This window comes from Variovorax sp. GW821-FHT09B05, assembly GCF_059418265.1.
The window spans coordinates 168,306-189,663 of sequence record NZ_JBWKPN010000005.1; the positions used below are offsets into that span (position 1 = coordinate 168,306).

The 21,358-nt window shown below is 70.1% G+C and carries 15 protein-coding genes; 13 read left to right on the plus strand and 2 right to left on the minus strand.

All coding sequences use genetic code 11. The features are described 5' to 3' along the window. The first annotated feature begins 36 nt into the window (after positions 1–36). The 4 genes from AC07RM_RS15065 to AC07RM_RS15080 all read left to right on the plus strand — a co-directional run bounded on the left by AC07RM_RS15065 (position 37) and on the right by AC07RM_RS15080 (position 2,844). Positions 37–582, plus strand: a complete 546-nt coding sequence (locus AC07RM_RS15065; protein ID WP_093342103.1) for a septation protein A — start codon at positions 37–39, stop codon at positions 580–582. Positions 583–584: 2 nt separating this feature from the next. Beyond that, on the plus strand, positions 585–869 hold the full coding sequence (locus AC07RM_RS15070; RefSeq protein ID WP_093342105.1) for a BolA family protein: 285 nt from the start codon (positions 585–587) through the stop codon (positions 867–869). Positions 870–1,004: 135 nt separating this feature from the next. Further along, positions 1,005–1,790 (plus strand): peptidylprolyl isomerase, encoded by a 786-nt coding sequence (locus AC07RM_RS15075; RefSeq protein WP_495335065.1) that lies wholly within the window; start codon positions 1,005–1,007, stop codon positions 1,788–1,790. Positions 1,791–1,902: 112 nt separating this feature from the next. Beyond that, positions 1,903–2,844: a helix-turn-helix domain-containing protein gene (locus tag AC07RM_RS15080; RefSeq protein WP_093342108.1), complete on the plus strand. Its 942-nt coding sequence runs from the start codon at positions 1,903–1,905 to the stop codon at positions 2,842–2,844. Between the two features lie 16 nt (positions 2,845–2,860). Here AC07RM_RS15080 and rnk read toward each other — a convergent pair whose 3' ends face one another. After that, on the minus strand, positions 2,861–3,298 hold the full coding sequence (gene rnk, locus AC07RM_RS15085; RefSeq protein WP_296799774.1) for a nucleoside diphosphate kinase regulator: 438 nt from the start codon (positions 3,296–3,298) through the stop codon (positions 2,861–2,863). Between the two features lie 350 nt (positions 3,299–3,648). Next, on the minus strand, positions 3,649–7,680 hold the full coding sequence (purL, locus tag AC07RM_RS15090; RefSeq protein WP_495335066.1) for a phosphoribosylformylglycinamidine synthase: 4,032 nt from the start codon (positions 7,678–7,680) through the stop codon (positions 3,649–3,651). A gap of 185 nt (positions 7,681–7,865) precedes the next feature. Between purL and map the strand changes: the two genes are divergently transcribed. From map to bcsB, 9 genes are all read left to right on the plus strand, one after another. Then, positions 7,866–8,690 (plus strand): type I methionyl aminopeptidase, encoded by an 825-nt coding sequence (gene map, locus AC07RM_RS15095; RefSeq protein ID WP_208509381.1) that lies wholly within the window; start codon positions 7,866–7,868, stop codon positions 8,688–8,690. Positions 8,691–8,721: 31 nt separating this feature from the next. After that, the gene (locus tag AC07RM_RS15100) at positions 8,722–11,328 is read left to right on the plus strand and encodes a [protein-PII] uridylyltransferase (RefSeq protein WP_093342114.1); all 2,607 of its coding nucleotides are present in this window, start codon (positions 8,722–8,724) and stop codon (positions 11,326–11,328) included. Positions 11,329–11,443: 115 nt separating this feature from the next. After that, the gene (locus AC07RM_RS15105) at positions 11,444–12,463 is read left to right on the plus strand and encodes a GGDEF domain-containing protein (RefSeq protein ID WP_093342115.1); all 1,020 of its coding nucleotides are present in this window, start codon (positions 11,444–11,446) and stop codon (positions 12,461–12,463) included. A 4-nt stretch (positions 12,464–12,467) separates the two neighbouring features. Beyond that, positions 12,468–14,492: a sensor domain-containing diguanylate cyclase gene (locus AC07RM_RS15110; protein WP_495335067.1), complete on the plus strand. Its 2,025-nt coding sequence runs from the start codon at positions 12,468–12,470 to the stop codon at positions 14,490–14,492. 327 nt (positions 14,493–14,819) lie between these two features. After that, on the plus strand, positions 14,820–15,293 hold the full coding sequence (gene bcsD / locus AC07RM_RS15115) for a cellulose biosynthesis protein BcsD (protein WP_093342118.1): 474 nt from the start codon (positions 14,820–14,822) through the stop codon (positions 15,291–15,293). Continuing rightward, positions 15,290–15,862, plus strand: a complete 573-nt coding sequence (locus AC07RM_RS15120; RefSeq protein ID WP_495335068.1) for a hypothetical protein — start codon at positions 15,290–15,292, stop codon at positions 15,860–15,862. Before bcsD ends, AC07RM_RS15120 begins: the two co-directional genes overlap by 4 nt. Positions 15,863–15,864: 2 nt before the next feature. Then, the gene (gene bcsQ / locus AC07RM_RS15125) at positions 15,865–16,692 is read left to right on the plus strand and encodes a cellulose biosynthesis protein BcsQ (RefSeq protein WP_296782783.1); all 828 of its coding nucleotides are present in this window, start codon (positions 15,865–15,867) and stop codon (positions 16,690–16,692) included. Continuing rightward, positions 16,689–18,920, plus strand: coding sequence for a UDP-forming cellulose synthase catalytic subunit (bcsA, locus tag AC07RM_RS15130; protein WP_218159365.1), 2,232 nt, complete (start codon positions 16,689–16,691; stop codon positions 18,918–18,920). Before bcsQ ends, bcsA begins: the two co-directional genes overlap by 4 nt. Then, positions 18,917–21,334, plus strand: coding sequence for a cellulose biosynthesis cyclic di-GMP-binding regulatory protein BcsB (bcsB, locus tag AC07RM_RS15135; RefSeq protein ID WP_495335069.1), 2,418 nt, complete (start codon positions 18,917–18,919; stop codon positions 21,332–21,334). The genes bcsA and bcsB overlap by 4 nt, the downstream gene beginning before the upstream one ends. Positions 21,335–21,358 lie beyond the last annotated feature (24 nt).

Genomic DNA, 21,358 nt, shown 5'->3' on the forward strand with positions numbered 1-21,358 from the left:
CCCCCTTTCCCTCCGGCCCCCTCGCCATCCGACTGCATGAAACTGATCCTCGACTTCTTCCCGATCCTGCTGTTCTTCGGGGCCTACAAGCTCGCCGACATCTACACCGCCACCGGCGTGCTGATGGCCGCCACGGTGGTGCAGATGGCGATCATCTATGCAATGGAACGCAAGCTGCAGGCGATGCAGAAGGCCACGCTGGTGCTGATCCTGCTGTTCGGCACGCTCACGCTGGTGCTGCACGACGACCGCTTCATCAAGTGGAAGCCGACCGTGCTCTACGGCGCGATGGCGGTGGCGCTGGCCGTGGCCCTGTGGGCCTTCCGCAAGAACTTCCTCAAGATGCTGCTGGGCTCGCAGCTCGAGCTGCCCGACCGCATCTGGATGCGGCTGAACATCGCGTGGATCGGCTACTGCCTGTTCATGGCCGCCATCAACGGCTACGTCGCGGCCTACTTCACGACCGAGGCCTGGGTCAACTTCAAGCTCTGGGGCTACGTGTTCCCGATCGTGTTCCTGGTGGCGCAGGGCCTGTACATCTCGCCGCACCTCAAGAGCGGCGACGACAAGCCGGCCGCCTGAGCATGAGCAGCACCACCGCTTCGCATCCGCTGCCGACCGTGGCGGCCCTCGAGGCCGCGCTGCGTGCCGCACTGCAGCCGACGGCGCTCGAAGTCATCGACGAGAGCGCCGCGCATGCGGGCCACGCGGGGGCCAATGCCGAGGGATTCGGCACCCATTTCCGCGTGCGCATCGCCTCCCCGCTGTTCGAGGGAAAGCCACGCGTGGCACGTCATCGGCTTGTGTATGATGCCCTCCAACTTTTCATCGCACAGGGTCTGCACGCCATCGCCATCGAGGTGCTCTGAGTCGTCCATCCACCGCCAGCCTCCGGCTGCCGGGCCCGGTTCTCCGCGGCGGCGCTCCCTCCCCTGTGTCTTTGCTCCGGTTTCCTCCACGCGCACTTTCATCCAACGCGCATTTCTCAGCCTGACATTCAATCCATGAAAAAACAAATCTTGCAGGCCGTCGCGGCCGCAGCGCTGCTTGGTGCCGTTCCCATGGCTGCCCTGGCGCAGAACGCAGCCATCGTCAACGGCAAGGCAGTGCCCAAGGCACGCATGGACGCGCTGGCCCAGCAGTTGGCCGCGGCCGGCCGGCCGGTCACGCCCGAGATGCAAGGCCAGCTGCGCGATGAAATCGTGGCACGCGAAGTGTTCATGCAGGAAGCGCAGAAGCAGGGCCTCGACGCCACCGAGGACTACAAGAACCAGCTCGAGCTCGCCCGCCAGGCGATCCTGATCCGCGCCCTGTTCGAGAACTACCGCAAGACCAACCCGGTCTCGGACGCCGACGTGAAGGCCGAGTACGACAAGTTCGTTGCGGCCAACGGCGGCAAGGAATACAAGGCGCGCCACATCCTGGTCGAGACCGAGGACCAGGCCAAGAAGATCATGGCCGACCTGAAGAAGGGCGGCAAATTCGAAGACATCGCCAAGAAGCAGAGCAAGGACCCCGGATCGGGCGCCAACGGCGGCGACCTCGACTGGGCCAACCCCGCCAACTTCGTGCCCGAGTTCTCGGAAGCGATGATCAAGCTCAAGAAGGGCGAGACCACGCCGGCTCCGATCAAGACCCAGTTCGGCTGGCACATCATCCGCGTCGACGACATCCGCCAGGCCCAGCTGCCGAAGATCGAGGACATCAAGCCGCAGATCACGCAGCAGCTGCAGCAGCAGCGCCTGCAGAAGTACCAGGAAGACCTGCGCGCCAAGGCGAAGATCGAGTAAGCGGCGCGCCCTGCCCGCCCTCACCCATGCAAGACGGCCTTCGGGCCGTTTTTCTTTGGGCTTGTTTCTTGCAAGAATCCGCGGCGCGCCATCGGCGCGGAGGGTGTCGACCATGGGCTTCTACCACTCGACCGAGGCGCTCGCGCCGCGGCACAAGACCGAGTTCTGGCGCGAATCGGTGTGCCGGCGCCTGATACCGGCGCGCGGCGAATTCGCACGCGACTTCGACGGCTGCCTCTCGGGCCAGCAGCTCGGCAGCCTCACGGTGTGCCGCATGCAGTCGAAGCCGCATACCTTCATCCGCACCGACCAGCTCGCGCGCGTCGCGCCCGACGACGACATCGTGGCCGCCTTCTTCCAGCGCGGCCAGGCCAACATGGCGCAGCAGGGCCGCACGCTGCGCGCCTCGGCCGGCGACATCGTGCTGTACGACGCGGCACGGCCCTTCGTGCACGAGCTCGCGCCCGAATCGCTGCTGCTGGTGCGCTTTCCGCGCCAGCAGCTGCTGTCGCGCTTCCCGAAGGCCGAGCACATGATGGCGCTCAAGATCGCCGACGGCAGCTCGCTGGCCGGGCTGCTGCACGGCATGGCCGAGGAGGCGCTGCGCTTCGAGGCGCGCGACTCGGCGCTGGCCGCGCAGGCGCGCTTCGCCGCCGCCTTCCTCGACACGCTGAGCGCCGCGATGGAGCTGCAGGACGTGGCCGAGGGCGCCGCCGCGGCCACGCGCCACGGCTCGATCTACGAGAAGGCCGTGCGCTACATCGACGCCCACCTGGACGACACCGGCCTGTCGATGGCCGGCGTGGCCGAGGCCGCGCATGTCTCGCCGCGCACGCTCACGCGCGTGTTCGCGGCCCACGGCACGACCGTGATGCACCACCTGTGGAAGCGCCGGCTCGAGCAGAGCTTCCACATCCTGTCCGAGGGCCGCGTGCAGCAGGTCACGCAGGCCGCCTACCAGTGCGGCTTCAGCGACCTCTCGCATTTCTCGCGCGCCTTCAAGAGCGCCTACGGCACCACGCCCGGCAGCCTGCTGAACGCGGCCGCCGGCTGACGCCTAAGCGAGCGCTTCAGCGCAGGTATTCGCCCGCCGCTTCGGGCTGGAACTGCAGCGCGGCCACGCGCGCCGAGCCGTGCACGCCGGCCGGCGTGGTCCATTCCACCAGTTGCCCCACGCGCGCGCCCAGCAGGCTCGCGCCCACCGGCGACATCACCGAGACCTCGCCCTCGGAAGGCTTGGCATCGCGCGGATAGCACAGCGTGATCGTGTAGCGCTCGCCGTTCGCGGGGTCCTCGAGCTCGACGCGCGAGTTCATCGTGACGAGGTCGGGCGACGCGTCCTGCGGCGCCACGATCTCGCTGCAGTCGAGCATCTCCTCGAGGGCCTGCGCGATCGGATCGGTCGCGCCGCGCGTCTGCAGCGCATGCGCGGCGAGCTTGTGCAGGCGTGCGTGGTCGAGCTGGGTGAGGGTTCGTTCGAGTCGCGTGAACGAGGCGGTGGCTTGCATGGATGGCTCCTGATGAAGTGAAGGCGTGCCGCGGGCTCCATCGAGGGAGCGGGACAGAACGGACGCGCCGACGCGCGGGCTTGGAGGAGGCCCGGCGATCAGGAGGTGCGCGAAAGAAGAAAGGGAGGAGGAAGGATCGCCGGGCTCAGGAATGCCAGGGCGATCGGCGCTTGAGCGCCGTCATCCGCGCCGCGCGGCGCCGGCCACGCGCGAGCGCGCCCGACAGGGCCGGTGCGGTCAGCGTGGAAGCGGAAGTGCGCAGCATGCGGCCGAGTCTACCGGCCCGGTGGCGCAGGCGGCCATCAAAGGCCCCACCGGTCTTGCCGGATTGGGACCCTTGCCGTCGGCGATCAGCCCACCCAGCGGCGGGCGTTGCGCCAGATGCGCATCCAGGGGCTGTGCGCGCTCGCGTCGCCGCCGGTCCAGCTCATCTGGATGTTGCGGAACACGCGCTCGGGGTGCGGCATCACGGCGGTGAAGCGGCCGTCGGCCGTGGTCACCGAGGTCAGGCCGCCCGCGCTGCCGTTCGGGTTGAACGGGTACTGCTCGGTGGGCTGGCCGTGGTTGTCGACGAAACGCATGGCCGCGATGGCCTTCGACGCATCGCCACGGTGCTTGAAGTTGGCATAGCCCTCGCCGTGCGCGACCGCGATCGGCAGCCGCGTGCCGGCCATGCCCGCGAAGAACAGGCTCGGCGAATCGAGCACCTCGACCATCGACAGGCGGGCCTCGAAGCGCTCGCTCTGGTTGGTGGTGAAGCGCGGCCAGGCCTCGGCGCCGGGGATGATGTCGGCCAGCTCGGCGAACATCTGGCAGCCGTTGCACACGCCGAGGCCGAAGGTGTCGGCGCGGCCGAAGAAGCGCTTGAACTCGTCGGCCAGGCGCGGGTTGAAGGTGATGCTGCGGGCCCAGCCGATGCCGGCGCCCAGCGTGTCGCCGTAACTGAAGCCGCCGCAGGCCACCACGCCCTTGAAGTCGGCGAGCCGCGCGCGGCCCGACTGCAGGTCGGTCATGTGGACGTCGAAGGCCTCGAAGCCGGCCTCGTTGAAGGCATAGGCCATCTCGACGTGCGAGTTCACGCCCTGCTCGCGCAGGATCGCGACCTTGGGCCGCGAAGCCAGCACCGCGGGTGCGGCGGGCTCGGCGCCGGCCGGCAGGTGCCAGTGCAGGCCCGGGTCGGCAGGCTCGCCGGCCGCCGCGTGCTCGGCATCGGCGCAGGCCGGGTTGTCGCGCTCGCGCGCGATCTTCCAGCTCACCGAGTCCCAGACCTGGTGCAGGTCGTGCAGGCTGGCGCTGAACACCGACTTGGCATCGCGCCACACCTCGAGCTTGCCCTTGCCGGCCTCGATGGCCGAGCTCGCGGGCCGGGTCTTGCCGACGAAATGGCTGTGGGTGCTCAGGCCGTGGGCGCGCAGCACCTGCATGACCTCGTTGCGCTCGGCGGTGCGCACCTGCAGCAGCATGCCGAGCTCCTCGTTGAACAGCGCCTTGAGCGTGAGCTCCTCGCGCCGCGCGCTGACCTGCTGCGCCCAGTTCTTGGCGTCGCCGGTCTCCATGCGGCTGTCGGAGATGCCGTCACCCTCAGTCACCAGCATGTCGACGTTGAGCGCCACGCCCACATGGCCCGCAAAGGCCATCTCGCAGGCGGCCGCGAACAGGCCGCCGTCGCTGCGGTCGTGCATGGCAAGCAGTTTGCCGTCGGCGCGCAGCGCATTGACGGCATCGACCAGGGCCACCAGTTGCGCCGGATCGTCGAGGTCGGGAACGGTGTCGCCGCTCTGGCCCAGCGTCTGCGCCAGGATGCTGCCGGCCATGCGGTGCTGGCCGCGGCCGAGGTCGACCAGTACCAGCGTGCTGTCCTCCTCGCTGTCGTCGAGCTGCGGCGTGAGCGTGCCGCGCACGTCGTCGAGCGAGGCGAAAGCGCTCACGATCAGGCTGACCGGCGAGGTCACCTTCTTCGTCTCGCCGCCCTCCTTCCACTGCGTGCGCATCGACAGCGAATCCTTGCCGACCGGAATCGAGATGCCCAGCGCCGGGCAGAGCTCGAGACCGACGGCCTTGACCGTGGCGTAGAGCGCGGCGTCCTCGCCGGGCTCGCCGCAGGCGGCCATCCAGTTGGCCGACAGCTTGACGCGCGACAGCTCGATCGGCGCCGACAGCAGGTTGGTGATGGCCTCGGCCACCGCCATGCGGCCCGAAGCGGGCGCGTCGTAGGCGGCCAGCGGGGTGCGCTCGCCCATGCTCATCGCCTCGCCCGCGAAGCCCCGGTAATCGGCCAGCGTCACGGCGCAGTCGGCCACCGGCACCTGCCACGGGCCGACCATCTGGTCGCGGTGGCTCAGGCCGCCCACGGTGCGGTCGCCGATGGTGATCAGGAAGCGCTTGGAGGCGACGGTCGGGTGCGACAGCACGTCGATCGCGGCCTTCTGCAGGTCGACGCCCGTGAGGTCCAGCGGCCGGAAGCTGCGTGCCACCGACTGCACGTCGCGGTGCATCTTGGGCGGCTTGCCGAGCAGCACGTCCATCGGCATGTCGACCGGCTGCAGCGCGGCGCCCTCGTCGGCCACCAGCAGCTGGCGCTCCTCGGTCGCCACGCCGACCACCGCGAAGGGGCAGCGCTCGCGCTCGCAGAAGGCCTTGAACTGTTCGAGCGATTCGGGCGCGATCGCCAGCACGTAGCGCTCCTGGCTCTCGTTGCACCAGATCTCCTTCGGCGCCATGCCCGATTCCTCGAGCGGCACCGCGCGCAGGTCGAAGCGCGCGCCGCGGCCGGCGTCGTTGGTCAGTTCGGGGAAGGCATTGCTCAGGCCGCCCGCGCCCACGTCGTGGATCGCGAGGATCGGGTTGGCCGCGCCCTGCTGCCAGCAGTGGTTGATGACCTCCTGCGCGCGGCGCTCGATCTCGGGGTTGCCGCGCTGCACCGAGTCGAAGTCGAGCTCGGCCGCGTTGGCGCCGGTGGCCATCGAGCTGGCGGCGCTGCCGCCCATGCCGATGCGCATGCCCGGGCCGCCGAGCTGGATCAGCAGCGAGCCGGCCGGGAAGCGGATCTTCTTGGTCTGCGTGGCGTCGATGCTGCCGAGGCCGCCGGCGATCATGATCGGCTTGTGGTAGCCGCGCTGCACCGTGTCGCGGTCGCTCGCCAGGGCCTGCTCGTACTCGCGGAAGTAGCCCAGCAGGTTGGGCCGGCCGAACTCGTTGTTGAAGGCGGCGCCGCCCAGCGGGCCCTCGGTCATGATCTGCAGCGGGCTCGCGATGTGCTCGGGCTTGCCGTAGTGGCCGTCCTCGGGCCAGAGCTTCGAGACCGTGAAGCCGGTCAGGCCGGCCTTGGGCTTGGAGCCGCGGCCGGTCGCGCCCTCGTCGCGGATCTCGCCGCCGGCGCCGGTCGAGGCGCCCGGGAACGGCGAGATCGCCGTCGGGTGGTTGTGGGTCTCGACCTTCATCAGCACATGGGTCAGCGCCGTGTCCTTGGTGTAGGCCGGTGCGCTCGCGGCATCGGCGCCGCGCGGGATGAAGCGCTCGACCTCGCCGCCTTCCATCACCGAGGCGTTGTCGGCATAGGCGATCACCGTGTGCTGGGGGTTCTGGCGCTCGGTGTGGCGGATCATCGAGAACAGGCTCTGCGGCTGCGCCGCGCCGTCGATCGTGAAGTCGGCGTTGAAGATCTTGTGGCGGCAGTGCTCGCTGTTGGCCTGGGCGAACATCATCAGCTCGACGTCGCTGGGGTTGCGGCCCAGCTTCGTGAAGGCATCGACCAGGTAGTCGATCTCGTCCTCGGCCAGCGCCAGGCCGAAGCCGGTGTTGGCGGCTTCCAGCGCCGCGCGGCCCTGGGCCAGCACGTCGACCGTGGCCATGGGCTGGGCCGGCAGTTCGCTGAACAGGCTGGCGGCCTGGTCGACCGTGGCGAGCACCGATTCGGTCATGCGGTCGTGCAGCGGGCCGGCCGCGGCGGCCAGCGCCTCGCCCTCGAGCACCGGCGCCTTGCCCAGCAGCGGCGCCTTGAGCTTTAGGTGGTATTGGGTGACGCGCTCGACCCGGCGCAACGCCAGGCCGCAGTTGTGGGCGATGTCGGTGGCCTTGGAGGCCCAGGGCGACACGGTGCCCAGGCGCGGCGTGACGACCACCGCCGCCGAGGCCTTGGCCGCGGGCGCCTCGAAGGGCTCGCCGTAGCTCAGCAGCGCCTCGAAGCGCTCGCGGCCCGCGGCGTCGAGCGCGCCGTCGGTCACCACCAGGTGGACGAAGCGCGCGGCGATGCCCTCGATGCGCGGATCGACGGCCTGGAGCTTCGGCAGGAGCTGCCGCGCGCGGAATTCGCTGAGTGCGCTGCCGCCCTCGAAGATGGTTACGACGGGAAGGGCTGTGGAAACGGAAGCGGACTGCGTCACGATGGGTGGGGCCTTGGGGCCGCGTTGGGCTTTGGAGAGGTCTGGAAATCCGTGGGCGGGCGGCCGCTGACTGGGGCCGTCCGCGCAGGACGCGAATTTTAGGTCATGGCGAAAGCCTCGCCCGGGCGGCCGGCCAGAGCCCGTCCGGGCGCTGATTTCTTCGCCCGGATGGGATAATTCCACGCATGAGCATTACCTACAAAGACGCCGCGGGCATCGCCGCCATGCGCGTCGCCTGCCGCCTCGCGTCCGAGGTGCTGGACTACCTCACGCCCTTCATCAAGCCCGGCATCACGACCAACGACGTCGACCGCCTGGCCGCCGAGTACATGGTCAAGCAGGGAACCACCTCGGCCACGGTGGGCTACATGGGCGCCAGCAGCGTCCCCTTCCCCAAGTCGCTGTGCACCTCGGTCAACCACGTGGTGTGCCATGGCATCCCGAACGACAAGCCCCTGAAGAAGGGCGACATCATGAATGTCGACGTCACCGTCATCAAGGACGGCTGGTTCGGCGACAACTCCCGCATGTACGTCGTGGGCGACGCCTCGATCGCGGCCAAGCGCCTGTGCCACATCACCTTCGAGGCCATGTGGCACGGCATCCTGCAGGTGCGCCCCGGCGCCCACCTGGGCGACGTGGGCCACGCGATCCAGAAGTTCGCCGAGGGCCAGGGCTTCTCGGTGGTGCGCGAGTTCTGCGGCCACGGCGTGGGCCAGCGTTTCCATGAAGAACCGCAGGTGCTGCACTACGGCCGCCCGGGCACCATGGAAGAGCTCAAGCCCGGCATGATCTTCACCATCGAGCCGATGATCAACGCCGGCAAGCGCGAGGTGAAGGAAGACTTCAAGGGCGGCCAGTACGACGGCTGGACCATCGTCACGCGCGACCATTCGCTCTCGGCCCAGTGGGAACACACGGTGCTGGTCACCGAAACGGGCTACGAGGTGCTGACCCTGTCCGAGGGCAGCCCGCCGCTGCCTTCCTTCGTGAGCGCCATCAGGACATGAGCCGCGCGGCCGGCCGCGCCACCCCACCGCCATGATCGAAGCCGCCCGACACGACGTCGCGACGCTGCGCGAAGCCTACCGCGCGAAGAAGCTCGCCCTTTTCGAAACCCTGCGCTTCGCGCGCGCGCCCACGCGCAGCGTGCACACGGTGCTGCGCCAGCTCGCGGCGCTGGCCGACGAGAGCCTGCAGACGCTGTGGCAGGACGCCGAGTTCGGCGACGGCCTGGCGCTGGTGGCGGTCGGCGGCTACGGGCGCGGCGAGCTGTTCCCCTATTCCGACGTCGACGTGCTGCTGCTATTGCCGCCCGAGGGCGGCGAGCAGGCGGTCGAGCCGGCGCGTCTCGAGGCCTTCATCGGCCAGTGCTGGGATGCCGGCCTGGAGATCGGCTCGAGCGTGCGCACCATCGAGGAATGCCTGGCCGAGGCCGAGAAGGACGTCACGGTCCAGACCTCGCTGCTCGAGGCGCGGCTGATCGTGGGCGACAAGAAGCTGTTCGCCACTTTCCGCAAGCGCTTCGGCACGGTGATCGACCCGCAAGCCTTCTTCATCGCCAAGTCGCAGGAGATGCGGCACCGGCACCAGAAGTTCGACAACACGCCCTACGCGCTCGAGCCCAACTGCAAGGAATCGCCGGGCGGCCTGCGCGACCTGCAGACCATCCTCTGGGTCGCCAAGGCCGCGGGCTTCGGCAGCCGCTGGGACGACCTGGCGCGCAACGGCCTGGCCACGCCCTTCGAGGCGCAGCAGATCAAGCGCAACGAGGCGCTGCTGTCGCTGATCCGCGCCCGGCTGCACGTGATCGCCAACCGGCGCGAGGACCGGCTGGTGTTCGACCTGCAGACCGCCGTGGCGGCGAGCTTCGGCTACGTGAGCGAGTCGCAGCGCAAGTCGAGCGAGGCGCTGATGCGGCGCTACTACTGGGCCGCCAAGGCGGTCTCGCAGCTCAACCAGATCCTGCTGCTCAACATCTCCGAGCGGCTGCAGCCGATCGACGAGCTGCCGACGCCGATCAACGAGCGCTTCTTCGAGCGCGCCGGCCTGATCGAGATCGCGCGCGACGACCTCTACGAGAGCGAGCCGCACGCCATCCTCGAGACCTTCCTGCTCTACCAGAAGACCATCGGCGTGAAGGGCCTGTCGGCGCGCACGCTGCGCGCGCTCTACAACGCGCGCCACGTGATGGACAGCAAGTTCCGCAACGATCCGGCGAACCACGAGACCTTCATGCGGATGCTGCAGCAGCCCTACGGCATCACGCATGCCTTCCGGCTGATGAACCAGACCTCGGTGCTGGGGCGCTACCTGCGCGTGTTCCGCAGCATCGTGGGGCAGATGCAGCACGACCTGTTCCACGTCTACACGGTCGACCAGCACATCCTGATGGTGCTGCGCAACGTGCGGCGCTTCTTCATCGCCGAGCACGCCCACGAGTACCCGTTCTGCTCGCAGCTCGCGGCCGGCTGGGACAAGCCCTGGCTGCTGTACGTGGCCGCGCTGTTCCACGACATCGCCAAGGGCCGCGGCGGCGACCACTCCACGCTGGGCGCGCGCGACGTGGCGCGCTTCTGCAAGCAGCACGGCATCTCGCGCGAAGACTCGAAGCTGATCGAGTTCCTGGTCTCCGAGCACCTGGTGATGAGCCAGGTGGCACAGAAGCAGGACCTGAGCGACCCCGAGGTGATCGGCGCCTTCGCGCGCCGCGTGGGCAACGAGCGCTACCTCACGGCGCTCTACCTGCTGACCGTGGCCGACATCCGCGGCACTTCCCCGCGCGTGTGGAATGCCTGGAAGGGCAAGCTGCTCGAGGACCTGTACCGCTACACCCTGCGCGCGCTCGGCGGACGCATGCCCGACCCCGACACCGAGGTCGAGTCGCGCAAGCGCGAGGCGCTGGTGCAGCTCGCGCTGCATGCCCAGCGCTTCGAGGCGCACAAGGCGCTGTGGGACACGCTGGACGTGGGCTACTTCATGCGCCACGACGCCAGCGAGATCGCCTGGCACGCGATGCAGCTGTCGCGCTTCGTGCCGCCGAAGAACGTGCCGATCGACCCGGCCGCGCCGCCGGTGGTGCGCGCGCACCTGTCGCCGGTGGGCGAAGGGCTGCAGGTGGTGGTCTACACGCCCGACCAGCCCGACCTGTTCGCGCGCATCTGCGGCTACTTCGACCAGGCCTCGTTCAGCATCCTCGACGCCAAGGTCCACACCACGAGCAACGGCTACGCGCTCGACACCTTCCAGGTAGTGACCACCTTCCTGCCCGACCACTACCGCGACCTGATCAACATGGTCGAGACCGGGCTCGCGCAGACCCTGACCGAGGCCGGCGCGCTGCCGCTGCCGAGCATGGGCCGGGTGTCGCGCCGGGTGCGCAGCTTCCCGATCAAGCCGCGCATCAGCCTGGTGCCCGACGAGAAGGCACAGCGCTGGGTGCTCAGCATCTCGGCCAGCGACCGCGCCGGCCTGCTCTATTCGGTGGCGCGCGTGCTGGCACGGCACCACCTGAACCTGCAGCTCGCCAAGGTCACGACCCTGGGCGAGCGCGTGGAAGACAGCTTCCTCATCAGCGGTCCCGAATTGCAAGGCCAGCGCACCCAGGCCGCGATCGAAACCGAGCTGATGGAAGCCCTGGAGGCCTGAATGGCCCGCCCGGCGGCCCGCTCCGCCGGGCCAGTTTCGCGACAAAAGTTCACAAATTCTTGTGAATTGAATACCAAATGTTTCTTTTTTCTGTCTGAACGGCAGAATGGACCCCATGGACACATTGCTGACCCAGCTTTCGAGTTCCGTATCGTCGGCCAGGACCCTCGAGGACCTGACCCGTCCCATGCTCGAGATGCTCGAGGCCGTGACCGGCCTGGAGTCGACCTACCTCACGCGCATCGACCTGGAGCAGGGGCTCCAGCACATCCTGTATGCGCGCAACGTGCGGCGGCTGCAGATTCCCGAGGGCCTCGCCGTGCCCTGGGGCGACACCCTGTGCAAGCGCGCCCTCGACGAAGGCCGTGTCTACACCGACAACGTCGCCGAATGCTGGGGTGATTCCGATGCCGCGCGCGAGCTCGGCATCCAGACTTATGTGAGCACCCCGGTGCGCACCGACAGCGGCGGCCTCTACGGCACGCTGTGCGCGGCCAGTGCCGAGCGCCAGCCGCTGCCGGCCAACGCCACCAACGTGCTGGGCCTGTTCGCGCGGCTGATCGGCCACCAGGTCGAGCGCGAGCAGCTGTTCCAGCGCCTCTCGGCCGCCAATGCCGAGCTCGCCACCCATGCCGCGACCGATGCGCTGACCGGCCTGCCGAACCGGCGCGCCTTCCTCGAGGGCCTGCGCCGCATGCTGGCCCAGGGCCAGCGCGACGGTACCGGCGTGCTGGTGGCCTTCGTCGACCTCGACGGCTTCAAGAAGATCAACGACCTGCACGGCCACGAGACCGGCGACGACTTCCTGGTGGAGATCGCGCGCCGGCTGCACGACACGCTGCGCGCCGGCGACCTGCTGGCCCGCCTCGGCGGCGACGAATTCGTGGTGGTCGGCCCGGGCCCCGCGCTCGCGGGCGGCGAATCGCCGGCCGCGGCCGAGGCGCTCGGCCAGCGCGTGGCGGCGGCCACGGTCGGCGCCTTCCACCTCGGCACGGTCGAGATCGGCTACGGCGGCGCCAGCGTGGGCACGGTCGCGGTCGATCCGCGCTTCACCACGGCCGAGGAAGCACTGCGTCTGGCCGATGCCGCGATGTACCTCGAAAAGCGCGGGCGCAGCGGCCGACCGCACGGATGACCTGATGATCGGCCGGCCACGCGGGCGCCTCGAGCGCGTGTTCGGATCGCTCAAGGTCCGCCTCACGCTGGGCGGCATCGTGGCGCTGGCCCTAGGCATCGCGCTCAGCACCAGCGTGCTGCTGGGCATCGCCGAGCGCGACCTGCTCGCCGCGCAGCAGCAGCGCGAACTTGGCGAATCGGCCCGCACCGCCGCCCTGCTCTCGCGCAGCGTGGTCCAGCTGCAGCGCGCGCTGCTGTCGGTCGCCGAATCGCTGGACGAGGCCACGCTCGACGACCCCGTGGCGCTCGCGCGCTTCATGGACAGCAAGCCGATCCTGCGCGGGCTCTTCACCGTGCTCTACATCGCGCGGCCCGACGGCGAGGTGCGCATCCTGGTCGATGCCGAGAACGGCGTCTCGCGGCCCGCGCTGCCGCTGACCCAGCGCAGCTACTTCCGCCGCACCCTGGCCGAGGGCCGGGCGATCGTCTCGGAGCCGCTGAACGGCCCGCTGTCGGGCGAGCCGATCGTGGTGTTCACGCAGCCGGCGCGCAATGCCTCGGGCATCTACGCGGTGTTCGGCGGCGTGCTGCGGCTGTCCAGCCGCGACCTGCTCGACGGCCTGGTCGATCCGCAGGCCGGCGACGACAACGCGCTACTGGTCGTCACCACGCTCGACGGCCGCGTGCTCGCGCATCCCGACCGCCGCCGCATCATGAGCTCGCTCGCCGACGAACCGCGCCTGGGGCAGGCCTTCAAGGCCTGGACCGCCGAGCACAGCCCGGCGGAACCCGCGGGCGTGGCGCTGCCGCAGCCCGGCGAGATCGCCAGCGCCGCCGGCGTGGCCGGGCCCGACTGGATGGTGTGGCGCACCCGGCCCCAGTCCGAACTGACCGCGCCCTTCGCCACCGCGCGCGCCCAATCGCTGCGCTGGGCCGGCCTGATCGTCGCGCCGCTGGCGCTGGCGCTGTTCGCGCTGCTGTGGTGGGGGCTGCGGCCGCTGCGCCTGCTGGAGCGGCGCGCCCAGCACCTGTTCGACGGCAGCCTGGGCGCGGCCGACGGCTGGCCGCGCGCGGGCGGCGAGATCGGCCAGCTCGGCAACGTGCTGCGGCGCGTGGGCATCCAGCGCGCCGAGCTCGAGCGGCTCAACGGCGAAAGCATCGCCAAGCTCGGCTCGGTGATGCGCGCGGCGCCGGTCGGCATCGCGCTGGTGCGCGACGGCCGCTTCGACCTCGCGAGCGACGAGCTCTGCCGGCTGCTGGACTGCGCGCGCGAAGACCTGCTGGGCCGGCTGACCAGCAAGGTGCTGGTGCCGCCCGAACCCGGCGAAACCCCGCTGGCCGCGCTCGAGGCGCTGGCCTTCGGTGCCGACCAGGCCTACGTGGGCGAATGCCAGGTGCAGCGCGCCGACGGCAGCCGCTTCTGGGCCCGGCTGCGCAGCAAGCCGGTGGACGCGGCGCGCATGGAGCTCGGCACGATCTGGATCCTGACCGACATCGACCAGCAGCGCCGCACCCGCGCGGCGCTCGAGTGGTCGGCCGCGCACGACAGCCTGACCGGGCTGGCCAACCGCCAGCGCTTCGAGGCCCATGCGCAACGGCTGATCGCGGGCCTCCCGGGCACTATGCCGGCCGCGATGGTCTTCATCGACCTCGACAACTTCAAGCGCGTGAACGACACCGGCGGCCACCTGACCGGCGACGCGATGCTGCGCGCGGCCGCCGGCGCCATCGCCTCGCGGGTGCGCGCGGGCGACCTCGCGGCGCGGCTGGGCGGCGACGAGTTCGTGCTGCTGCTCGAACGCTGCCGCCATGCCGACGCGGTGCGCGTGGCCGAGGCCATCGTCACCTCGATCGCCGAGATCGCCATGCCCTCGCTGCCCGAGGACCTGCGTATCGGCGCGAGCATCGGCGTGGCCAGCCTCACGCCGCAGACGCTGAGCGTCGACGCGTGGCTGCGCGCCGCCGACGAGGCCTGCTATGCGGCCAAGACCGCGGGCCGCGGCGTGGTTCGGGCGGGTTCGGCGCCGGCCGAGCGCGTGCCGGGTTGAGTGGCCGACTATCGACATCCTTCGGGTTTCATCGCCAACCCGCCATCGCTGGTCGGGGCCACAAGGCCCTTCAAAATCACACTAGTTCACACTTCCTGGGGAAACCCCGGATCCAGTGAATCCATTTGGCTGACGAATACGTAACACCTAAGTTACCAGTTCGATGCAACGGGCCCCACGCGAAAGTCGGGGCCACGGATCGCACTGAACGGAACAGGCCGGAATGCGACTGGTTCGTCACGAATTCCCGACAATCAGCCGTGAACTAATACCAACTCAGTAAACGATTGTTGTCAATCGTTAACCATTCCCAGAGAATGCCCCAGCATGGAAGAAACAAACGGGGACCTCGATCACTTTGAACGCCGAGCCTGCAGCGCGCAGTGGCTCGCATTCAATCGCGGCATGGCAGCCGAGCTCGCCGCCGGGCTCCCGCCCGAGGATCTGCATCAGCTTTTCTTCCGCATCGGCGAGAACGTGGCGCGCACCTTTCCGGTGCCTCCCTGCGCGAGCCTGGCCGAACTGGAAGCCGAGTTCAACGCCCGCTGGGACGGCATCGACTGGGGCTACAGCACCCTGCGCGAAGAAGCCGACGGCCTGCGCATCCGCCATGCCTGCAGCCCGCTGGCCATGGCTTTCGGGCCCGAATCCACCGGCTGGAGCAGCGGCTTCTTCGAAGGCGTCTACCAGACCTGGTTCGGCAGCCAGCGCCTGCCCGCCGCGCTGCGGGTGCAGGCGCTGCCGTCCCATCCGCAGCCCGGCGCGGTGATCGAACTCCGATTGGCGAGGTCTTCCCCATGAACAACGACGATCCATCCGCCGAGGACGTGGCCGGACTGTTCCGCAAGTTCGGCGGCGACTCGCATGTCTACAAGGAATTCGCGCCGCCCGAGCCCACCGACGGCGAAGGCCGCGCCGGCTGGCCGCTGCTGTCGGGCGCGCCGATCGAGCGCGCGCCCGAACCGCCGCCAGCCCCGGTACCGCCGCCGCCCGTTGCACCCGTGAAGCCGGTGGTGCAGGCCGCGCCCGTGCCGCCGCCGGCCCCGGTCATGGCCCCACCGCCCGTGGCGGTGCGCCCCGCGCCGGCCATCGCGCCCGCCCGGCCGGCCGCCCCGCTCGCGATCCCGTTCGGCCCGGCGCCGACCGTGCCGCCGCCGGCCCAGCCCGTGCCCGCCTGGGCCGCCGCCCGGCCCGCTCCCGCTTTCGCCCCGGGGCCCGCCCCGGCCCTTCCCTCCACCGCCACGCCGACACCTCCCGCCTCGGACGCACGGAGCCCGACCGAGCTGGACGCGCTGTTCGCGCGCCTGGCGGGACCGCAGCGCCCCGAGCCCCCGCCGGGCCCCATGTCACGCTGGCGCCGGCCGACGTGACCATGGTCGTCATCCCCGTCATTTCATCCAAGGGCGGTGTTGGCAAGACCACCGTCGCCGCCAACCTGAGCACCGTGCTCGCCGAGCGCGGCCACCACGTGCTGGCGATCGACCTCGACCCGCAGAACGCGCTGCGCTTCCACCTCGCCAACGATCCGCACCAGTGCGTCGAGGGCCTGGCCGAGGTCGCGGCCGGCCAGCTGACCTGGACCCAGGCGATGCGCCCCGGCCATGGCGGCACCGTGGTGCTGCCCTTCGGCACGGTCGATGACGAACAGCAGATCGAACTCGAGCAGCAGCTCGCGCGCTACCCGGGCTGGCTCGGCGACACGCTCGCGCGCTTCGCGCTGCCCGACGACACGCTGGTGGTGCTCGATACGCCGCCCGGCCCCACGGTCTACATGCAGCAGGCGCTGCGCACGGCGAACTTCTGCGTGGTCACGGTGCTGGCCGATGCCGGCTCCTTCGCCACCCTGCCGATCATCGAGCGCATGGTCGACAAGTACTGCCGCCCGCGCGCCGACTACGGCGGCAGCGCCTACGTGGTGAACCAGGTGGCGCCGAGCCGCCGGCTCAACCACGACGTGTTCGAGATGCTGCGCGCGCGCCTGCAGTCGGAACTGCTGGGCGTGCTGCACCAGGACGAATCGGTGTCCGAGGCGCTGGCCTCGGCGCTGCCGGTGCACCGCTACGCGCCCCTGAGCCAGGCGGCACAGGACCTCTCGGTGTGCGCCGACCGGCTGCTGGCGCGCATCGCCGCGGCCGCCGCGAACCGCGCCGCCCACGCACAGCCCGCGGCCGACCCGGCCTGGCAGATGGAGTCCCGATGAGCAGCAGCAAGGCGCAGCCGGCATCCGAGGCAGGCTCCGCGCCGCCTCCCTCGCCCGATACTCCGCTGGGCGCCGACCGCCCGCCGCGGCCCGCGCCGGCCTTCCTGCGCCTGTGGCCGGTGCGGCTGCTGGGCTGGCTGATCCTGCTCACGACGGCGCCGGCGCTGATCATCGCGCCCATGACCTTCGAGCAGCAGCTGGTGCTGTCGATCGGCATCTTCCTCGCGGCCCTGTTCGTGAACCGCTTCCGCGGCCACTTCGCGGGGCTGGTGCTGATGCTGCTGTCGGTGATCGTCTCCTCGCGCTACACCTACTGGCGCATCACCGAGACGATGTACATGGACAACATCGTCGACCTGGTGCTGGGCGTGGGCCTGCTCATGGCCGAGCTCTACGCCTTCGTCGTGCTGCTGCTGGGCTACATCCAGACCGCCTGGCCGCTGGGCCGCAAGCCCTCGCCGCTGCCCGCCGACCCGGCCGAGTGGCCGAGCATCGACCTGTTCATCCCGACCTACAACGAGCCGATGTCGGTGGTGCGCCCGACGGTGCTGGCCGCGCAGGCCATCGACTGGCCGCGCGACAAGATCAAGATCTACGTGCTCGACGACGGCCGTCGTCCCGAGTTCCGCGAGTTCTGCGATGCCGTGGGCGTGACCCACGTCACGCGCGACAACAACCGCCACGCCAAGGCCGGCAACATCAATGCCGCGCTCAAGAACACCAGCGCCGAGTTCGTCGCGATCTTCGACTGCGACCACATCCCCACGCGCTCGTTCATGCAGATCGCGATGGGCTGGTTCAACCGCGACGCGAAGCTGGCCATGGTCCAGCTGCCCCACTATTTCTTCTCGGCCGATCCCTTCGAGCGCAACCTCGACACCTTCGGCACGGTGCCCAACGAGGGCGAGCTGTTCTACGGCCTGATCCAGGACGGCAACGACCTGTGGAACGCCAGCTTCTTCTGCGGCTCGTGCGCGGTGCTGCGCCGCACGGCGGTCGAGGAAGTCGGCGGCATCGCGGTCGAGACCGTGACCGAGGACGCCCACACCGCGCTGAAGATGCACCGCCGCGGCTGGAACACCGCCTACCTCGCGCTGCCGCAGGCCGCGGGTCTCGCGACCGAGAGCCTGTCGGGCCACGTGGGCCAGCGCATCCGCTGGGCGCGCGGCATGGCGCAGATCTTCCGCGTCGACAACCCGCTGTTCGGCCGCGGGCTGCACTGGGCGCAGCGGCTGTGCTACCTCAACGCGATGCTGCACTTCCTGTACGGGCTGCCGCGGCTCATCTACCTGACCGCGCCGCTGGCCTACCTGTACTTCGGCGCGAGCGTGATCCATGCCTCGGCCTCGATGATCTTCGCCTTCGCGCTGCCGCACATCCTGCACGCCAACCTGACCAACAGCCGGATCCAGGGGCGCTTTCGCTACCTGCTGTGGAACGAGGTCTACGAGGCGGTGCTGGCCTGGTACATCTTCCGGCCCACGCTGGTGGCGCTGATCAATCCCAAGCTCGGCAGCTTCAACGTGACGGCCAAGGGCGGCCTGATCCAGGAGCAGTACTTCGACACCTCGATCGCGAAGGCCAGCCTGGTGCTGCTGGCGCTGAACTTCATCGGCGTGGCGCTCGGGATCTGGCGCCTGACCTGGGTCGATCCGCAGAACATCGCCACCGTGTGGCTGAACCTGGCCTGGACCATCTACAACCTCATGATCCTCGGCGCCTGCGTGGCGGCGGCCAACGAGTCGCGCCAGGTGCGCGCCGCGCACCGCGTGACGCTCGACGTGCCGGCGGCGCTGTACTTCGCCAACGGCCACTCGATGCGCTGCAACACCTTCGACTTCTCGACCGGCGGCCTGGGCCTGGAGCTGCCGACCGAAGTCAAGCTGGCGCCCGACGAACCGATCGAGGTGGCGCTGTTCCGCGGCGACGCGGAATCGCGCTTCCCCGCCACCGTGCGCTTCAGCAACGGCAAGCGCCTGGGCATCCGCTTCGCGCCGATGAGCTTCGCGCAGGAGCGCGCGCTGGTGCAGTGCACGACCGCGCGCGCCGACATCTGGGCCGCGCGCTGGGGCAACCATCCGCGCGTGGGCGTGCACCGCGTGCTGGCCCACCTGACGAGCATCAGCCTGGTCGGCTTCAAGGACATGTTCTCCCATTACTACCGGGCCGGCCTCTCGCGGCTGCGGCTGCCCAAGCGCTCCGTCGGAACGAAGAAGGAAACCGCGTGACGATCACTCCGAAAGCGCCGCGCCGCGGCGCCGCCCCCTCCTTCCGTCCCGCGGCCGGCGCCGTGCTGGCCCTGCTGGCGCTGACCGCGGCCGGCACGGCCTCGACGCAGCAGCAGCGCCCGGGTGCACCCGCCGCGGCCGCGCCGGCCTTCGCACCGGCGACCGTGCCCTCGATCGCGCCGGCCGCCGTGCCCACACTCGCGCTGCCGCCCCAGCAACTGCCCGGCGCGGCCGGCGTGCCGGTACCCGTCGCCAGCACGGCCGCCGCCGGCGGCACGGTGCGCGAACTCAACCTCACGCAGCTGGGCATCGACTACGCGATCCAGCTGCGCGGCATCAGCGGCACCATCGGCATCCCGTTCAACATCCGCGCCGACGAGCTGGTGACCTCGGCCTCGTTCCGTCTCAACTACGCCTACTCGCCCTCGCTGATCCCCGAGCTGTCGCACCTGAAGGTGACGGTCAACGACGTGCTGGTCGCCACGCTGCCGGTGAACCGCGCCGACGGCGGCAAGCCGCAGACCGCCGACATCCCGATCGACCGGCGCCTGATCACCGAATTCAACCGCATCAACGTCGAGCTGATCGGCCACTACACGCGCGACTGCGAGGACCCGGCCCACACCAGCCTGTGGGCGCGCATCGATGCCTCGAGCACGCTGCGCCTGAACGTGTCGCCGCTCAAGCTGAGCAACGACCTGGCGACGCTGCCGCAGCCCTTCTTCGACCGCCGCGACGTGCGCCGCGCGCGCATTCCCTTCGTCTTCGGCAGCGCCGAATCGGGCCCGCTGCTCGAGGCGGCGGGCGTGGTTTCGTCGTGGTTCGGCGCGCTGGCCGACTACCGCGGCGCCGTGTTCCCGGTTTCGCGCGGCCAGTTGCCCAGCGGCCATTCGGTGGTGTTCGCCACCCCCGAGACCAGCCTGCCGGGCCTGGTGCTGCCCGCGATCCAGGGGCCGGCGCTGGCCGTGGTCGACCATCCGCAGGACCCGACCGCCAAGCTGCTGCTGGTGATGGGCCGCGACGCCAACGAGCTGCGCACCGCCGCCGCCTCGCTGGCGCTCAACAGCCGCGCGCTGTCGGGCGCGACCAGCGCGATCGCCGCGTTCCAGGAACCGCCCGCGCGCAAGCCCTACGACGCGCCGCGCTGGGTGCCCAGCGACCGCGCGCTGCAATTCGGCGAGCTCACGACCGCGGCCGACCTCTCGGTGACCGGCTACAACCCCGACGTGGTGCGGGTCAACCTGCAGCTGCCGCCCGACCTGTTCACCTGGCGCAGCCGCGGCATCCCGCTCGACCTGCTCTACCGCTACACGCCGCGCGTGCGGCCCGACCAGTCGACGCTCAACGTCAACGTCAACGAGAACTTCATCGGCGCGATCCCGCTGCGCTCGGCCAACCCGGCCGGCGACCGCTGGTACAACCCGCTGGCCGTCAAGCTGATGCCCGACGGCACGCTGGCCGAGCGCAAGGAAGTGATCCTGCCGCCGCTGGCGCTGGGCCCGCGCAGCCAGCTGCGGCTGCACTACTACTTCGAGCCCGTGGCCGGCCGCTGCATCCCGCAGCTCGACAACGTGCGCGGCTCGATCGACCCGACCTCGAAGATCGACGTCTCGGGCTTCCCGCACTTCATCGCCATGCCCGAGCTCGCGGCCTACGCCAACGGCGGCTTCCCGTTCTCGCGCATGGCCGACCTGTCGGACACCGCGGTGATCCTGCCCGACCAGGCCGACACCTCCGACACCGAGACCTACCTCGGCCTGATGGGCCAGATCGGCCGCGCCACCGGCTACCCCGTGCTGCGCGTGAAGGTGGGCCGCTCGGCCGAGGTCTCGCAGTGGGCCGACAAGGACCTGCTGGTGATCGGCAACCTGCAGAACCAGCCGCTGTTCACGCAGTGGGCCGAGCGCATGCCGCTCAAGCGCGCCGCGGCCGCCAACGGCAGTGGCGACGGCTCGCCGCAGTTCAAGCTCTCGAGCTGGATCGACACCGCGATCGACTTCGTGATCGGCGCGCGCACCCGCGAGGACTTGCCGGGTTCGATGCAGATCGCGGTCAGCGACGACGGCCGCGACGCGGTGCTCGCGGGCTTCGAGTCGCCGCTGCGCAGCGGCCGCAGCGTGGTCGCCGCGATCTCCAACAGCACCTCGAAGGACGCGCTGCTCAACGCGCTGATGACACCCGACCTGCTCAAGCGCGTGCAGGGCAGCATGGCCATCGTGCGCGACGCGCAGGTGCACAGCGTGCTCGGCAGCGAGACCTACTACGTCGGCCGCCTGCCGCCGATCGCCTGGCTGCAATGGAACCTCTCGCGCAGCCCGCTGCTGCTGGCGGCACTGGTGGTGCTGCTGGCCGTGATCGGCGCCGCGGTGGCCTATGCCAGCCTGCAGATTCGCGCGCGCCGCCGCCTCAAGTGACGACCCTCGCCCCGGAGACCGACC

Bases quoted from the DNA above. Each gene is read 5' to 3' on its own strand.
- AC07RM_RS15065 (WP_093342103.1), top strand. From the start codon at position 37: ATGAAACTGATCCTCGACTTCTTCCCGATCCTGCTGTTCTTCGGGGCC.
- AC07RM_RS15070 (WP_093342105.1), top strand. From the start codon at position 585: ATGAGCAGCACCACCGCTTCGCATCCGCTGCCGACCGTGGCGGCCCTC.
- AC07RM_RS15075 (WP_495335065.1), top strand. From the start codon at position 1,005: ATGAAAAAACAAATCTTGCAGGCCGTCGCGGCCGCAGCGCTGCTTGGT.
- AC07RM_RS15080 (WP_093342108.1), top strand. From the start codon at position 1,903: ATGGGCTTCTACCACTCGACCGAGGCGCTCGCGCCGCGGCACAAGACC.
- rnk (WP_296799774.1), bottom strand. From the start codon at position 3,298: ATGCAAGCCACCGCCTCGTTCACGCGACTCGAACGAACCCTCACCCAG.
- map (WP_208509381.1), top strand. From the start codon at position 7,866: ATGAGCATTACCTACAAAGACGCCGCGGGCATCGCCGCCATGCGCGTC.
- AC07RM_RS15100 (WP_093342114.1), top strand. From the start codon at position 8,722: ATGATCGAAGCCGCCCGACACGACGTCGCGACGCTGCGCGAAGCCTAC.
- AC07RM_RS15105 (WP_093342115.1), top strand. From the start codon at position 11,444: ATGGACACATTGCTGACCCAGCTTTCGAGTTCCGTATCGTCGGCCAGG.
- AC07RM_RS15110 (WP_495335067.1), top strand. From the start codon at position 12,468: ATGATCGGCCGGCCACGCGGGCGCCTCGAGCGCGTGTTCGGATCGCTC.
- bcsD (WP_093342118.1), top strand. From the start codon at position 14,820: ATGGAAGAAACAAACGGGGACCTCGATCACTTTGAACGCCGAGCCTGC.
- AC07RM_RS15120 (WP_495335068.1), top strand. From the start codon at position 15,290: ATGAACAACGACGATCCATCCGCCGAGGACGTGGCCGGACTGTTCCGC.
- bcsQ (WP_296782783.1), top strand. From the start codon at position 15,865: ATGGTCGTCATCCCCGTCATTTCATCCAAGGGCGGTGTTGGCAAGACC.
- bcsA (WP_218159365.1), top strand. From the start codon at position 16,689: ATGAGCAGCAGCAAGGCGCAGCCGGCATCCGAGGCAGGCTCCGCGCCG.